Origin of the sequence: Methylobacterium sp. J-030 (genome assembly GCF_022829545.1) — a bacterium.
In the GTDB taxonomy this organism is placed as follows: Bacteria; Pseudomonadota; Alphaproteobacteria; order Rhizobiales; family Beijerinckiaceae; genus Methylobacterium.
On sequence record NZ_JAKSYM010000059.1, the window covers coordinates 1 to 14,844 of the forward strand.

Below are 14,844 nucleotides of genomic sequence, written 5' to 3' on the forward strand. Positions count from 1 at the left end.
ATGCCTGGTCGGGTCGGGACAAAGTCCCGCAAGGGGGGAACCCGGCTTCCTGAAGCGACGCGACCGTCATGAAGGCCGGCGTTCAATTCTGCACCGTCGCGCTGCCCCTCTCCCGACCCCCTTCGGGGGCCACCCTCCCCCGCAGAGGGGGGAGGGGATCGGCGGCGCGCGAACCCGAACACCGTCAGAGCGCCCGCACCCGCTGCACCAGCTCGCCGACGAGCCCCCGCGCGGTCCTGCCCTCGGCGGCGGCCCGCCAGGTCAAGCCGATCCGGTGGGAGAGCGCGTCGCGGGCGAGTTCGGTGACGTCCTCGGGCACGACATGATCGCGACCGCGCAGCCACGCCCGGGCCTTGCCGGCCATCATCAGCGCCAGGGTGCCGCGCGGGGAGGCCGGATGCTCGATCATGGCGCGCAGGTCCGGGGCCGCCGCGTCGGTGCGGGTCGCCGCCACCAGCCGGACCAGATAGTCCTTCAAGGCCGGCGACACGTAGGTGGCGAGCGCCGCCTCCCGGGCCGCGCGCACGTCGGCCAGCGACAGGCGCACCGGCATCGCCTCGATGTGATGGGTGATCTCGCCCTCCACGAGGTCGAGGATCGCCCGCTCGGTCTCCGCGTCGGGCATCTCGACCACGACGTGCAGGAGGAAGCGGTCGAGCTGCGCCTCCGGCAGCGGGAAGGTCCCGGCATGCTCGATCGGGTTCTGGGTCGCCACGACCATGAACGGGTCGGAGAGCCGGTGCGTCGCCCCCGAGACCGTCACCTGCCCCTCGGCCATGGATTCGAGCAGCGCCGACTGCACCTTCGGCGGCGCGCGGTTGACCTCGTCCACCAGCACGAGGGCGTGGAACAGGGGGCCGGGCAGGAACGCGAAGGTGCCGCTGTCCTGCCGCCAGACGGTGGTGCCGGTCAGATCCGCCGGCATCAGGTCCGGGGTGCACTGGATGCGCGCGAAGGAGCCGTCGAGCCCGTCGGCGAGGCGCTTGACCGCGCGGGTCTTGGCCAGACCCGGCGCGCCCTCGATCAGCAGGTGCCCGCCGGTGAGGAGCCCGATCAGCAGGCGCTCGACCAGGCCGGCGCTGCCGATCAGGCCGCGCTCCAGCCCCTCGCGGAGCGCCATGACGCGCCCGTGCAGGCCCGCGTCCGGGATGGTCCCGGGCCGGTCTTCCGTGAGCGCGTCGCTCATGCGGAACCGCATCCTGCGCGGGCCGCTGGGCCAGCCACCTTGGCTCCGTCCTGCATCCTGCACGTCTCCTCGGCCGGGTCCCGAATTCTTAAGGGATCCTCAGGCTCCTGCCGGTGTGCCCGCTGCCCGGTGGGGCCGTCAATCCCGGTTCCGTCCCCCTTTTCGGGCCGGGACCGGGCCGTGATGTCACGGTTTCGTCACCGCCTCGCTCTCAAGAACCGCCGATGACCAGCTACGCCGCCCTCCCCGAAGAAGCGAAATCCGCGATCGGCCTGCTCGTGGCCTTCGTGCTCGGCACGATCATCGGGGCCGAACGGCAGTACCGGCAGCGCACCGCGGGCCTGCGTACGGCGGTGCTGGTGGCGGTGGGCGCCTCGGCCTTCGTCGATCTCGGCATGCGGCTGACCGGCCCGGACGGGGGCGTGCGCACGGTGGCGTACGTGATCTCCGGCATCGGCTTCCTCGGCGCCGGCGTGATCATGAAGGAGGGGATGAACGTCCGCGGCCTCAACACGGCCGCCACCCTGTGGTGCTCGGCCGCCGTCGGGGCGTTCTGCGGCGCCGACCTGCCGCTCGAGGCGGTGTTCGTGATGGTGACGGTGCTGGCCTGCAACACGGCGCTCCGGCCGCTGGTGAACGCCATCAACCGCGCGCCGATCCGCGAATCGGCGACCGAGGCGACCTACGAGGTGCAGGTGACCACCGCCCCCGGCGAGGCCGGGCCGGCGCAGGATCTTCTCGTCGAGCGCCTGGAGGCGGCCAACTACCCGGTCAGCAGCGTCGCGGTGGAGGAGCGCGGCGAGCGCGCGGTCGACGTGGTGGCGACGCTGACGGCGAGCGCCGTGAAGGCGGAGGAACTCGACGCCGTAACCAACGACCTCGCCCGGGCGCCGGGGATCCGGCATGCGACGTGGTCGGTGCAGACGGCCGATTGAGTCTCTCGGGACGCGGCCGCGCGTCTGCCGGCGCGGCCGGGGTTTCCGAAGGGCGAGGCCCCTTGGCGGGTGGTCGGGGCGGAGCCCTGACGCGGCGTCCCTGGCGTCAGCGCCGCGGGTCGAGGGGCCGGCCCCGGCGCTCGATCACCACGGTCGGTCGGGTGCGCCGCTCGACCACGACGGTGCGCGGCGCCCGGCTCGGGCCCGCCTGGGTCAGGATCCGCTCCGGCACGCGCTCCGGCTTCGCCGTCTTGGCCGCCAGGACGTGCGGGCGGACTTCATCTACCGGCAGACCGATCAGGCCGGCGGCGATCTCGGCCTGCTGCTCGACATCGTCGGCGAGGTCCTGGGCGGCCGCGACGGCCTCGCTCACCGTCGGCGGCTCGCGGCGCACCCGGATCGGCGGCAGGTCGGCGAAGCTCTTCTGCGTCTTCTTCACGGGGCGACTCGCAGTCTTCATCGGTCCGGTATAGCGCCTTCCGGCCCGGTTGTGCAGTGCATCAAAACCATGCGACCGGCGTCGAGCGCGCATGCCTGACGGGCGGTTGCCACCGCACCGCACGGGCGGGCCGCAGCGCCGTCGAGGACGCGAATACGTTGGCTCCGAATCACGTCCTGTCGCAGAGTGTCCGCGACATAGGAACGCAGGCCGACGTACGCAATGGTCTTCGATGTCCGGCGGCGGGCCCTCAACCCATCGTGAAGGCGGGTGTGATAGCCTCACGCCATGACCGAGACCCTCGATCCCCGGCTCACCCCCGCCCGCGCCGACATCGCCGACGCGCGCCTGCGCGGCCGGGTCGAGGCCGCGCGCTTCGTGGCGGGCAGCCCCCGCCGGGTCACGGCCGCCTCGGCCCCCCTGCGGCGCGAGCCCTCCCTCGGGGCCGGGCTCGACACCGAGGCGCTGCTCGGCGAGGCCGTCACCCTCTACGATGCGGCGGACGGTTTCGCCTTTGTGCAGCTCGTCCGCGACGGCTATGTCGGCTACCTGCCGGCCGACAGCCTCGGCCTGGCCGGGCCGGAGCCGACCCACCGGGTCACGGCCGTACGCACCTTCCTGTATCCGGAGCCCGACCTGAAGCGGCCGGTCCTCGCCCATCTGAGCCTCGGGGCGCGGCTGGTGGCGACGGGGGAGTCGGGCGCCTACCTGGAAACCCCCGGCGGCTACGTGTTCGCCCGCCACTGTGTCCCGGTGGCGGAGCACGCGCCGGACTACGCCGCCACCGCCGCGCGCCTCGTGGGGACGCCCTACCTCTGGGGCGGGCGGACGAGCCTCGGCCTCGACTGTTCCGGCCTCGCACAGCTCTGCCTCGACGCCGCGGGCCTGCCCTGCCCGCGCGACGCCGACATGCAGGAGCGCGCCCTCGGGCGCGCGCTGCCCCTCGATGTCGCGGGCCTGCGCCGGGGCGATCTCGTGTTCTGGCGCGGCCATGTGGGGCTGATGCTCGATGCCGAGACGCTGATCCACGCCAACGGCCACCACATGGCGGTCGCGGTGGAGCCCCTGGCCGGCGCGGTGGAGCGGATCCAGGCCCACAGCTACGGTGCGGTGACCGGCCTCCGGCGGCTCTGAGCGCGTACGGGTCCAAACCGCGCGGCAATCGTGCTACAGATGGGTCCCGCCTCCGTCGCGCGGCCCGGTTCCACGACCTGGCCTGTTGACAGGACAGCCCCGCCCTCGCCACATCCCCCGCATGACAGCCGAAACCGCGCCCCTCGCGCCCGTCCCGGGCACCGCCGGCAAGCCGCCGCTGGAGATCCTGCTCTGCGCCCCACGCGGCTTCTGCGCCGGGGTGGTGCGGGCCATCGACGTGGTGGAGCGCGCGCTCGCGATCTACGGGCCGCCCGTCTACGTCCGCCACGAGATCGTCCACAACAAGTACGTCGTCGAGAGCCTGAAGCGGAAGGGCGCCGTGTTCGTGCGCGAGCTCGACGAGGTGCCGGACGGCGGCGCCCCGGTGATCTTCTCCGCCCACGGCGTGGCCAAGACCGTGCCGGCCAACGCCGATTCGCGCGGGCTCACCACGATCGACGCCACCTGCCCGCTGGTCACCAAGGTCCACCGCGAGGCCGAGATCCATCACAAGCGCGGCCGCCACGTGCTGCTGGTCGGCCATTCCGGCCATCCGGAGGTGGTGGGCACGATGGGCCAATTGCCCAAGGGCTCGATCACCCTGGTGGAGGATCTCGACCAGATCGCCGCCCTGAACCCCGAAGACCCCGACAACCTCGCCTGGGTCACCCAGACGACCCTGTCGGTGGACGACACGCGCCACATCGTCGAGGCGCTGAAGCGGAAATTTCCGGCCATCACCGGGCCGCACAAGGACGACATCTGCTACGCCACCACCAACCGCCAGGAGGCGGTGAAGCAGGTGGCGCCGCTGGTCGACGCGCTGATCGTTGTCGGCTCCTCCAACTCCTCGAACTCGCAGCGCCTGCGCGAAGTCGCCGAGCGGGTCGGCTGCCCGATCACCCGGCTGGTGCTCCGGGCCGAGGAGATCGACTGGCCGGCCTTCGAGGGCATCCGCAAGCTCGGCCTCACGGCAGGCGCCTCGGCCCCCGAGGTGCTGGTGGAGGAGATCATCGACGCCTTCGCGGCCCGCTACGACGTGCTGGTCGACACGGTCTCGACCGTGATCGAGGACATGGTGTTCCCGCTGCCGCGGGAGCTGCGCAGCGAGGCCGCCGAATAGGCGGTTTCCGGACGTCTCAGCAGGCTTATCCCGCCCGCCACCTCATCCTGAGGTGCCCCGTGAGCGGGCCTCGAAGGAGGCCTCCAGACGGCGTCGCGATCCCTAGAGCCCTCCGTCGGGGCCTCCGCTGCGCTCCGGCACCTCAGGATGAGGGCGCGGGTGGGACGGCTCACCCATCCCACCGATTCCAACCCGAGCGCGAACACGTGGCCGTCTACACCGAGGTATCCGACGCGGCGCTCGCGGACTTCCTGTCGGCCTACGCGATCGGCGGCCTGCTCTCCTACAAGGGCATCGCCGAGGGCGTCGAGAACTCGAATTTCTTTCTCCATACCACCGACGGCTCCTACATCCTGACCCTCTACGAGAAGCGGGTGCGGGAGGCCGACCTGCCGTTCTTCATCGGGCTGATGGAGCATCTCTCGGCCCGCGGCCTCGCCTGCCCGCAGCCGGTGCGGGACCGGACCGGCCAGGCGCTCGGACGACTCTGCGGCCGGCCCGCCGCGATCGTGAGTTTTCTGGAGGGCGTCTCGGTCAAGAATCCGGGCGTCGAGCATTGCCGGGAACTCGGCCGGGCGCTGGCCGCGCTCCACGCCGCCGGCCGCGATTTCTCGATGGTGCGGGACAACAACCTCTCAGTGTCGTCCTGGCGGATGCTCTTCGCGCAAGGAGAGGCCGAGGCTGATTCGGTCGAGCCCGGCCTCGCCGAGCGCACCCGGGCCGACCTCGCCGTCCTGGAGGCACAGTGGCCGAGGGGCCTGCCGGGCGGCGTGATCCACGCGGATCTGTTCACCGACAACGTGTTCTTCATCGGCGATGCCCTGTCGGGCCTGATCGACTTCTACTTCGCCTGCACGGACGCCTTCGCGTACGACATCGCGGTCTGCCTCAACGCGTGGTGCTTCGCGCACGACGGCACCTTCCACCACGACATGGCGACGGCCCTGTTTGCCGGCTACGAGGCCGTGCGGCCGCTGGAACCCGCCGAGGTCGCGGCCCTGCCGATCCTGTGCCGGGGGGCGGCGCTCCGGTTCATGCTGACCCGGCTGGTCGACTGGCTGAACGTGCCACCCGGCGCCCTGGTGAAGCCGAAGGATCCGCGGGAATTCGATCGCCGGCTCACCTTCCACCGGCAGGTGCGGGACGCGCGGGATTACGGGCGGCAGGGCTGAGACCGGATGAGCACCGAGGGAGCCGAGCCCGCCGCCGAGCCGACGCGGGTCAAGATCTACACGGACGGCGCCTGCTCGGGGAATCCCGGGCCGGGGGGCTGGGGCGCGATTCTCATTTTCGGCGACACCCGGAAGGAGCTATCGGGGGGTGAGGCCCACACCACGAACAACCGCATGGAGATCCTCGCGGCGATCGAGGCGCTGGAGGCGCTGAAGCGTCCGTGCCGGGTCGACCTGTTCACGGACTCGCAGTACCTGCGCCAGGGCATCACCGCCTGGATTCACAACTGGAAGGCGCGGGGCTGGCGCACCGCCGACAAGAAGCCCGTGAAGAACGAGGATCTCTGGCGCCGGATCGACACCGCGCGGGAGTGCCACGAGGTGGCGTGGCACTGGGTGAAGGGCCACGCCAGCGACCCGCTCAACAACCGAGTCGACGCGCTGGCGGTGGCCGCGATGCTGCCGTTCAAGCGGCGGTGAGGACCGAGTGCCTGGCTGGTTCGCGTCGGCCACACACCGTTCGTAGCGACTGAACATCCAATCCATCCCCTCATCCTGAGGGGCCGGAGCGCAGCGGAGGCCTCGACGGAGCCCTCCAGAGATCGCGCGGCTGGCTGGAGTCCTCCTTCGAGGCTCGCTGCGCTCGCACCTCAGGATGAGGGGACGGGTCGGGGAGACCGGAACATCTCAGTCCCGAGCGTCGAGCCGATCTTGTATCGCGGCGCGCGTGGCTGCGAATCGAGCCTCGACCTCCTCGGCGCCGATGAGCCGGCCGGCGTCAGCCGAGTTCGTGCCCTTCCGCACCTGACGGAGAAACCAATCGTCATGGTCTGTCGGGCTCTGCGCAGCCCGAAGGAAAGCGTCCCTGCGGGTCTTCCACGTTGGATATGACCGTCGCCCCGCCAAGCGTGCTCCTCCCAGCGCGAGCAGGCGCTGACGTCTGCATCGGTCCGCGAGGCTAACATGTGGCCGTCCAGCGGAGAGCTCAGGCTGGGCTGCTCAATCCGTCTCCCCGTCCAGCCCCAGCCAGTGCCGGCCGTCGCGGGCCAGGAGTTCGTCGGCCTCCTTGGGGCCTGTGCTTCCCGCGGGATAAAATTTCACATCCGTCTGCGGCCAGCCCTTCAGCAGCGGGTCCACCGTCGCCCAGCCGGCCTCGATGTTGTCGGCCCGCTGGAACAGCGTCGCGTCGCCGGTCATGCAATCGTACAGCAGCGTCTCGTAGCCCACGTTCGGCGTGTCGGCGAAGAAGTCCTTGTAGCGGAAGCCTGAGCGCACCCGCCCGATCTTCATCTGCGGCCCAGGCACCTTCACGTTGAATTCGGTGCTCACCCCGTGGTCGGGATCGATCAGGATCCGCATCACGGTGGGGCCGAGATCGGCAGTCGGCGTGTCCTCGAACATCTTGAACGGAGCCGGCTTGAACAGCACCGCGATCTCGGTGCGCCGCCCGGTCATGCGCTTGCCGGTGCGGATGTAGAAGGGCACGCCCGCCCAGCGCCAGTTCTCGATGTGGAGCTTGAGGGCGATGTAGGTCTCGGTGACCGAATCCCTGGCGACATGCGGCTCGTCCCGGTAGGCCGGCACGTCGCGCCCCTCCGAGGTGCCGGCCGTGTACTGGCCGCGCACCGCATCCTCCGGCGGGATCGGCCGCACGGCCTCGGCGAGCTTGGCCTTCTCGGTGCGCACGGCCTCCGCGCCGAACGAGTTCGGCGGCTCCATGCCGACCATGCAGAGGAGCTGGAACATGTGGTTGGGCACCATGTCGCGCAGCGCGCCCGTCGGCTCGTAGAACCCGCCGCGCTCCTCGACGCCGACCGTCTCGGCCGCCGTGATCTGCACGCTGTCGATGTATTCGCGCCGCCAGACCGGCTCCAGCAGCCCGTTGGCGAAGCGGAACGCCATGATCGACTGCACCGTCTCCTTCCCCAGAAAGTGGTCGATTCGGTAGAACTGGCTCTCGTCGCCCTGTTTCAGGATGCGGGCGTTCAGCTCCCGGGCCGAGGCGAGGTCGGAGCCGAACGGTTTTTCGATCACCACGCGGCGGAAATATCCGCCCTCCTGCTTGAGCAGGCCAGCCTGGCCCAGGCCGTCCACGATCGTCCCGAAGAAGCGCGCCGCCACCGCACAGTAGAACACTGCGTTGCCCGTCACCTTCGCCTTGATTGCGGCGAACGTCTCCGGCTTCTCGAAATCGCCCTTCAGGTAGTGCAGGCGCTCCCGGATGAAGCCCCAGCTCGTCTGGTCGATATGGTCGGCGTGGAACTCCGAGGTCGGGTCCTTGCTGAACGCCTCCAGGGTCTTGGTGAGCGTGTCGCGGAGCGACTCGTCGGTCCCGTCGCTGTGGTCGACGCCGAGGATCGAAAAACCCTCCGGCAGCAGCCCCGCGCCCGCGAGGTTGTAGAGCGAGGGCATCAGCAGGCGCTTGGTCAGGTCGCCGCCCGCGCCGAAGATCACCAGCGTGCAGGGCGGAGCCGGCTTGGTGCCGCAGGCCGCGTCGTTCTTGAGGGCTGTCGTCTGCTCGGCCATCCCCGACTCCCGTCCGTCTGCGGTGCAGCAAATCGGCGGGACAACCCGTCCCGCCGGGGGTCCGTTCCGGCCACCCTGGGCTTGGATCCCAAAGGGCTCAGCCCTTCGGTGGGGGGTCGGGGTGAAACCCCGACGAACGTGTCCTCACCCCCTTCGAGGGGGCGAGGACACGTACCGCAGGGCTCTGCCCTGCACCCGCAAAAGGGACGCGTTCCTTCTGAAACCCAGGATCTGCCGGGCCCTACTCGTCCGGGCGGACCGCCTGACCGCCCCGATCGATCGGCAGGCTCGGGCCCTTCAGCTCGGAATCGCTCGGCAGGGACCGCACATCCCAGCCGCCGCCGAGCGCCCGGATCAGCGTCACCGCCGCGGTGAAGCGGCTGAGCCGCACCTGCAGGGCGTTGATCTCGTTGGTCACCAGCAACCCCTGCGCGGTCACCACGGTGGTGAAGTTCTGGGTGCCGGCCCGGTACTCGTTGAGCGTGATCTCCACCGCCTTGCGCGACAGCTCGACCGCCTTGTCCTGCGCGGTCTGCTGCTGGCCGAGGATGCGCAGGGCCGCCATCTGGTTCTCGACCTCCGCGTAGGCGGCGAGCACCACCTGCCGGTAATTGGCCACCTGCGCGTCGTAGGTGGCCTCGGCCGAGCGCAGGGCCGCCGTGCGGGCGCCGCCGTCGAACAGCACCTCGCTGCCCGAGGCCGCCACCGACCAGAACTGGTTGGCCGCCGAGAACAGGCCGTTGCGGGTCAGCCCCGAGACCCCGCCCTGGGCCGAGATCGTCACGGTCGGGAAGAAGGCCGCCACCGCCACGCCGATGCGCTCGCTCTGCGCCTGGACGAGGCGCTCGGCCTGGGCGACGTCCGGGCGCCGCTCCAGCAGGTCGCCCGGGATCCCGACCGGCACGGGCGGCGGGTTCCGGCCGATGCCGGCCACCGGGATCGAGACCTCGGAGGGCGGGCGCCCGATCAGGGTCGCGATGGCGTTCATGTACTGCACCCGGGTCAGCCGCACCGCGATGGCCTGGGCCTCGATGGTCTGGACCTGGGTCTGCGCCGTGATCACGTCGGATCGGGCGGCGACGCCCGCGGCGTACTGGTTCTCGGTGATCGCCGCGGTCTTCTTGAAGTTCTCGACATTCTCGTCGAGCACCTTCTGAAGGGAATCGGCGTAGCGGACGGTCAGATAATCGGCCGCCACTTCGGCCTGGATGGTCAGGCGGGTCAGGGCGATCGTGGCGGCGTCGGATTGGGCGAGCGCCGCCTCGCTCTCGATGGTCCGGCGGGTGCCGCCGAACAGGTCGAGCTGCCAGCTTGCCTCGCCGACCAGTGACGCGGTGGTGCGTACCGTCCCGGTGCTGCCGCCACCGCTGCCGGTGCGGGTGATGCTCGGCGCACCGATCACCGTCGGGTACAGGGCGGCCTGCGCGGAGGCGACCAGCGCCCGGGCCTGCCGATAGTTCGCCACCGCCTGCCGGAGCGACTGGTTGTCGACATCGACGAGGCGGATCAGCCGGTCGAGATTCGGATCCCGGAAGACCCGCCACCAGTCGCCGCGCTCGACGGCATCGCTCGGCCGCGCCTCGCGGAACCCCTTCTTGCGCGCCGCGACATAGGCCGGGCTGTCCTCCCGGACACCGCCGTACCGGTAGCCGAGCGGCGTCTCCACGGAGGGCCGGGCATAGTCCGGACCGACCACGCAGCCAGTCATCATGGGGGCGGCGAGGAGGAGCGCGGCGAGAACACCGAACCCACGATTGGCGGCAGGCGCACCATCCACCCTGAACCTCATCCTGAGGTGCCGGAGCGCAGCGGAGGCCTCGAAGGAGCCCTCCAGCCGGCCGCACGATCCCTGGAGCCCTCCTTCGAGGCTGCTGCGCAGCACCTCAGGATGAGGGGGTGGGTTGGACGAACCCGGGCGCGCCACTGCGACCGCCGATGTTTCACGTGAAACCTTAACCATCATTCTCCGGCCGACAGGGCCGCTTCTCCACCCCGTCCGGCGCGCCTGCGGCGGTCGAGCACCCTGTGCCGCAATCGGTCAAGGGTGAGATACACGACGGGGGTGGTGTAGAGCGTCAGGATCTGGCTCACGATCAACCCGCCCACGATGGCGATGCCCAGCGGCCGGCGCAGCTCCGCGCCCTCGCCGTTGGCCAGGATCAGCGGCACGGCGCCGAGCATCGCCGCCAGGGTGGTCATCATGATCGGCCGGAAGCGCAGGAGACAGGCCTCCCGGATCGCGTCCACCGGATTCGCGCCCCGGGTCCGCTCCGCGTCGATCGCCACGTCGATCATCATGATGGCGTTCTTCTTCACGATGCCGATCAGCAGGAACACCGCGATCAGCGCGATGATGGTGAAGTCGGTCCCGGTCACCAGCAGGGCCAGCACCGCGCCGACGCCGGCCGAGGGCAGGGTCGAGAGGATCGTGAGCGGGTGCACGAAGCTCTCGTACAGGATCCCCAGCACCGCGTAGACCGCCAGGATCGCGGCCAGGATCAGCAGCGGCTGGCGCGAGGCCGAGGCGACGTAGTTCTTGGCCGCGCCCGCATACTCGCCGTGGATCGTGGCCGGCAGGTGCAGGTCGGCCATCGCCCGATCGATGGCGTCGGTTGCGTCCGACAGGCTCTTGCCCGGGGCGAGGTTGAACGAGATCGTGGTCGCCACGAACAGGCCCTGGTGGCTGACCTGCGTGGGGGCGTTGCCCGGTTCGATCCGCGCGAAGGCCGAGAGCGGGACCATCGTCTCCTTGGCGGCCGAGACCGGGGCGCTCGACGAGGCGCCGCCCTTCGAGGCCGCGATGGCGTTGGACGAGGCGTTGCGGGCGGAATCCGACGCGATGGCGGCGGCGTTCGACGCCGTGTCGGCGGTGCTGGCAGGGGCCGCCGCAGCCGCGACGGCGCCCGCGGCGCCGGAGGCGCTGCCGACCGCCCCTGAGCCGGCGGCGGCACTGGTCGTCGAAGCGGACGACGCGCTGCCCGGGCTGCTTGTGCCGGTCGCCGCGTTGGTGTTGACCCCGCCCGCCGCCGCCACGGTGCCGGCCACCGCGTTGGTGGTCGCGGAACCCGCCGCGTTCCCGCCGGAGGTGGAGACGTAGATCTGCTTGAGCGTCTCCGGCGTCTCCAGGTAGCGCGGGGCGATCTCCATCACGACGTGGTACTGGTTCAGCGGGTTGTAGATGGTCGAGACCTGCCGCTGGCCGAAGGCGTCGTAGAGGGTGTTGTCGATCTTGTTCGGCGTGATGCCGTAGCGGAAGGCCGTGTTGCGGTCGATCACCACCCGGCTCTCCAGGCCGCCCTCCTGCTGGTCGGAGGTCACGTCCGCGAAGGTCGGGTCCTTCTGGAGCGCCGCCACCAGTTTCGGGGCGGCGGCGAACAGCTCCTCGGGGGTGTCGCCCTGGAGGGTGTACTGGTACTGGGCGAAGCTCTGGCGGCCGCCCATCTGCAGGTCCTGGCGCGGGAACACGTAGAGGCGCGCACCCGCGACCTGCGCGAGCTTCGGCCGCAGCCGCGTCATCACCTCGGAGATCGGCGCCCGTTCGTTGAGCGGCTTCAGGCCGACGAACACGTTGGCCGAATTGGTGCCGCGCCCGCCCGTGAAGCCGACGACGCTCGCCACCGCCGGGTCGGCGCCGACGATCGCGGTCGCCTGCTTGAGCTTCCGCTCCATGGACTGGAACGAGATGCGCTGGTCGGCCTGGATGCCGCCCATCATCTGGCCGGTATCCTGCTCGGGGAAGAAGCCCTTCGGGACGATGACGTAGAGGTAGACGTTGAGCCCGACCGTGGCGAGCAGGCTCAGCAGCACGATCCGCGGATGGGCGAGCGCCACTTCGAGCGTCCGCGCGTAGGCGCCGAGCAGCCGGGTGAAGCCACCCTCCAGGATCCGGATCAGCCAGTTCGACCGGCGGCCCGGCGCGGGTCTGCCGTCCGGGCCGTGGCCCTCGGCCCGCAGCAGCCGGGCGCACATCATCGGCGTGGTGGTGAGCGAAAGAACCAGGGAAATCAGGATCGACAGCGACAGGGTCACCGAAAATTCCTGGAAGATGCGGCCGACGAGGCCGCCCATCAGCAGGATCGGCAGGAACACCGCGATGAGCGACAGGCTCATCGAGATCACCGTGAAGCCGACCTCCCGGGCGCCGATCAGCGCCGCCTGGAGCCGGGGCTTGCCCGCCTCGATATGCCGCTGGACGTTCTCCAAGACCACGATGGCGTCGTCGACCACGAAGCCCGTGCCGATGATCAGCGCCGTCAGCGACAGGATGTTGAGGGAGTAATTCAGCAGGTACATCGCCGAGAAGGTGCCGACGATCGAGATCGGCACGGCGACCGCCGGGATCAGGGTGGCGCGCCAGGAGCGCAGGAAGGCGAACACCACGAGGATCACGAGGCCGACCGCCACCAGCAGCGTCTCCTCGGTGGCCGAGAGGGACGCGCGGATCGTGGCGCTGCGGTCGCCGGTGAGCTTGATGTCGATGCCGCCGGGCAGCGCCGCGGTGATCTGCGGCAGGGCCTCCTTCACGGCCGCGATGGTCTCGACCACGTTGGCGCCGGGCTGCTTGTAGACGAACAGCAGCACCCCGGCCTTGCCGTTGACGATGCCGAGGTTGCGCTTGTCCTCGACCCCGTCGAGCACCTGACCGACATCGGTGAGCTTCACGGCGGCGCCGTTGCGGTAGGCCACGATGATGTCGCGGTAATCGGAGGCCTTGTTGCCCTGGTCGTTGGCGTAGAGCTGGTAGCGGCGGCCCCCGGCGTCGATCTCGCCCTTGGGCGAGTTGGCGTTGGCGGAGGCGAGCGCCGCCCGGATGCCTTCGAGGCCGATGCCGTAGTTGAACAGCGCCGTGGGATCGAGCTCGACCCGCACGGCCGGCAGGGACGAGCCGCCGATATCGACGTTGCCGACGCCCGGCAGCTGCGACAGCTTCTGCTGCACCACGGTGGCGGCGGAATCGTAGACCTGGCCGCGGGTCAGCGTGTCCGAGGTCATGCCGAGGATGATGATCGGCGTGTCGGCGGGGTTGAACTTCCGGTAGGTCGGGTTCTGGCGGAGCGCCGTCGGCAGGTCGGCGCGGGCCGCGTTGATGGCGGCCTGGACGTCGCGGGCGGCGCCGTCGATGTCACGGTTGAGGCCGAACAGAAGCACGATCCGGGTGGAGCCGAGCGTGTTGGTCGACGTCATCTCGTTGACGTCCGCGATGGCGCCGAGCCGGCGTTCGAGCGGCGCCGCCACGGTGGTGGCCATGGTGTCGGGGGAGGCCCCGGCCATCTGGGCCTGGACGAGGATCACGGGGAAGTCGATCTGCGGCAGCGGCGCCACCGGCAGCTTCAGGAAGGCGAACAGCCCGGCGAGCAGCACGCCGATCGTGAGCAGCGTGGTCGCCACCGGCCGCCGGATGAACGGCTCGGAGATGTTCACGGGCGGGGGCTCCCGTGGTCTTGCAATGAGGGGCAGCTGGATCCGCTTCTCTCCCTCCCCCCTCTGCGGGGGAGGGTGGCCCCTGCGTCAGCAGGGGTCGGGAGAGGGGACGCGGGTTCAGGACATGGCACGACTGGCGGGACAGGCAATGCCTCATCTTGCGCCGTCGCTCCCCCCTCGCGGGACTTCGTCCCGGCCCGACCCCCTTCGGGGGCCACCCTCCCCCGCAGAGGGGGGAGGGAGGAGCCATGTCCGGATTGCGCCGCGATGGCTGCTCTCACCGTATTGAGCACAGCGTCGAGATTGCTCAGCACCAGCTCGTTCGGAAAACGCAGAACGGTAAACCCCTGGCCCTTCAGCCAGGCATCCCGTTTCGCATCCCGCAATCGCCGGGCCTCGGTCTCGTGCGGCTCGCCGTCCAGCTCGACGATCAGGCGCGCGGAGGCACAGAGGAAATCCGCGATGTAGGGCGGGATCGGAACCTGCCGCCGAAACTTCAGCCCGTGGAAGCGTCCGCCGCGCACCTGCTGCCAGACGGCGTCCTCGGCGCGCGTGTAGGATCGCCGCTGCTCGCGGGCGAAGGCGCGCAGGCGCGGATCGGGCTTGCCAGGACGCCGGTCGTTTCGAGGTTCCCCTGAGTCGGAGATGCCACGCGCCCTCCCTCCCCCCTCTGCGGGGGAGGGTGGCCCCCGAAGGGGCTTGGGCGAGGCGAGCCCGGCTTCCGGACGACACGTGGCCTTCATGAAGGCCAGCGCGTCATTCTTCACCGTCGCTGCCCTCTCCCGCCCCTCCCTGCCGCGCTGGCCGCCCTCCTCCGCCGAGTGCGCAGGGAGCCAGTGCCAGATCCCTGCACCGACACCCCCTCCTCATCATCCGCCCGCTCGCCGCGCCGCATCTATGTCCGGCTT

The 14,844-nt window shown here is 70.5% G+C and carries 11 protein-coding genes; 5 read left to right on the forward strand and 6 right to left on the reverse strand.

What is annotated here, in order from left to right:
• Positions 1-184: 184 nt before the first annotated feature.
• The gene (locus MKK75_RS02685) at positions 185-1,186 is read right to left on the reverse strand and encodes an AAA family ATPase (RefSeq protein ID WP_244041085.1); all 1,002 of its coding nucleotides are present in this window, start codon (positions 1,184-1,186) and stop codon (positions 185-187) included.
• Positions 1,187-1,410: 224 nt separating this feature from the next.
• On the opposite strand from MKK75_RS02685, the gene MKK75_RS02690 reads away from it, so the two are divergent.
• A complete protein-coding gene (locus MKK75_RS02690; protein WP_244041086.1) occupies positions 1,411-2,121 on the forward strand; it encodes an MgtC/SapB family protein in 711 nt (236 codons plus the stop codon).
• Positions 2,122-2,227: 106 nt separating this feature from the next.
• Here the strand turns inward: MKK75_RS02690 and MKK75_RS02695 are convergent, their stop codons facing one another.
• Complete coding sequence (locus tag MKK75_RS02695) at positions 2,228-2,560, reverse strand: hypothetical protein (RefSeq protein WP_244041087.1); 333 nt, start codon at positions 2,558-2,560, stop codon at positions 2,228-2,230.
• 288 nt (positions 2,561-2,848) lie between these two features.
• Here MKK75_RS02695 and MKK75_RS02700 point away from each other — a divergent pair, with 288 nt between their 5' ends.
• The 4 genes from MKK75_RS02700 (at position 2,849) to rnhA (ending at position 6,469) form a co-directional block, all read left to right on the forward strand.
• Entirely contained in the window at positions 2,849-3,694 is an 846-nt protein-coding gene (locus MKK75_RS02700) for a C40 family peptidase (RefSeq protein WP_244041088.1), read from the forward strand.
• Positions 3,695-3,815: 121 nt separating this feature from the next.
• Positions 3,816-4,817, forward strand: a complete 1,002-nt coding sequence (gene ispH / locus MKK75_RS02705; RefSeq protein WP_244041089.1) for a 4-hydroxy-3-methylbut-2-enyl diphosphate reductase — start codon at positions 3,816-3,818, stop codon at positions 4,815-4,817.
• 206 nt (positions 4,818-5,023) lie between these two features.
• Entirely contained in the window at positions 5,024-5,989 is a 966-nt protein-coding gene (locus MKK75_RS02710; protein ID WP_244041090.1) for a homoserine kinase, read from the forward strand.
• Between the two features lie 6 nt (positions 5,990-5,995).
• Entirely contained in the window at positions 5,996-6,469 is a 474-nt protein-coding gene (gene rnhA / locus MKK75_RS02715; RefSeq protein ID WP_244041091.1) for a ribonuclease HI, read from the forward strand.
• Positions 6,470-6,988: 519 nt separating this feature from the next.
• Here the strand turns inward: rnhA and zwf are convergent.
• The 4 genes from zwf to MKK75_RS02735 all read right to left on the reverse strand — a co-directional run bounded on the left by zwf (position 6,989) and on the right by MKK75_RS02735 (position 14,679).
• Positions 6,989-8,515 carry a glucose-6-phosphate dehydrogenase gene (zwf, locus tag MKK75_RS02720; protein WP_244041092.1) on the reverse strand — a complete coding sequence of 509 codons (1,527 nt, stop codon included), beginning with the start codon at positions 8,513-8,515 and terminating at the stop codon, positions 6,989-6,991.
• A gap of 241 nt (positions 8,516-8,756) precedes the next feature.
• The gene (locus tag MKK75_RS02725) at positions 8,757-10,304 is read right to left on the reverse strand and encodes an efflux transporter outer membrane subunit (RefSeq protein ID WP_409567510.1); all 1,548 of its coding nucleotides are present in this window, start codon (positions 10,302-10,304) and stop codon (positions 8,757-8,759) included.
• A gap of 170 nt (positions 10,305-10,474) precedes the next feature.
• A complete protein-coding gene (locus tag MKK75_RS02730; protein ID WP_244041093.1) occupies positions 10,475-13,936 on the reverse strand; it encodes an efflux RND transporter permease subunit in 3,462 nt (1,153 codons plus the stop codon).
• A complete protein-coding gene (locus tag MKK75_RS02735; protein WP_244041095.1) occupies positions 13,933-14,679 on the reverse strand; it encodes an endonuclease domain-containing protein in 747 nt (248 codons plus the stop codon). The genes MKK75_RS02730 and MKK75_RS02735 overlap by 4 nt, the downstream gene beginning before the upstream one ends.
• Positions 14,680-14,844: the final 165 nt, after the last annotated feature.

What these genes read in the sequence shown, in the direction of transcription:
- MKK75_RS02690 (WP_244041086.1), top strand. Translation starts at nt 1,411, where the DNA reads ATGACCAGCTACGCCGCCCTCCCCGAAGAAGCGAAATCCGCGATCGGC.
- MKK75_RS02700 (WP_244041088.1), top strand. Translation starts at nt 2,849, where the DNA reads ATGACCGAGACCCTCGATCCCCGGCTCACCCCCGCCCGCGCCGACATC.
- ispH (WP_244041089.1), top strand. Translation starts at nt 3,816, where the DNA reads ATGACAGCCGAAACCGCGCCCCTCGCGCCCGTCCCGGGCACCGCCGGC.
- rnhA (WP_244041091.1), top strand. Translation starts at nt 5,996, where the DNA reads ATGAGCACCGAGGGAGCCGAGCCCGCCGCCGAGCCGACGCGGGTCAAG.
- MKK75_RS02735 (WP_244041095.1), bottom strand. Translation starts at nt 14,679, where the DNA reads ATGAAGGCCACGTGTCGTCCGGAAGCCGGGCTCGCCTCGCCCAAGCCC.
- MKK75_RS02685 (WP_244041085.1), bottom strand. Translation starts at nt 1,186, where the DNA reads ATGAGCGACGCGCTCACGGAAGACCGGCCCGGGACCATCCCGGACGCG.
- zwf (WP_244041092.1), bottom strand. Translation starts at nt 8,515, where the DNA reads ATGGCCGAGCAGACGACAGCCCTCAAGAACGACGCGGCCTGCGGCACC.
- MKK75_RS02725 (WP_409567510.1), bottom strand. Translation starts at nt 10,304, where the DNA reads ATGAGGTTCAGGGTGGATGGTGCGCCTGCCGCCAATCGTGGGTTCGGT.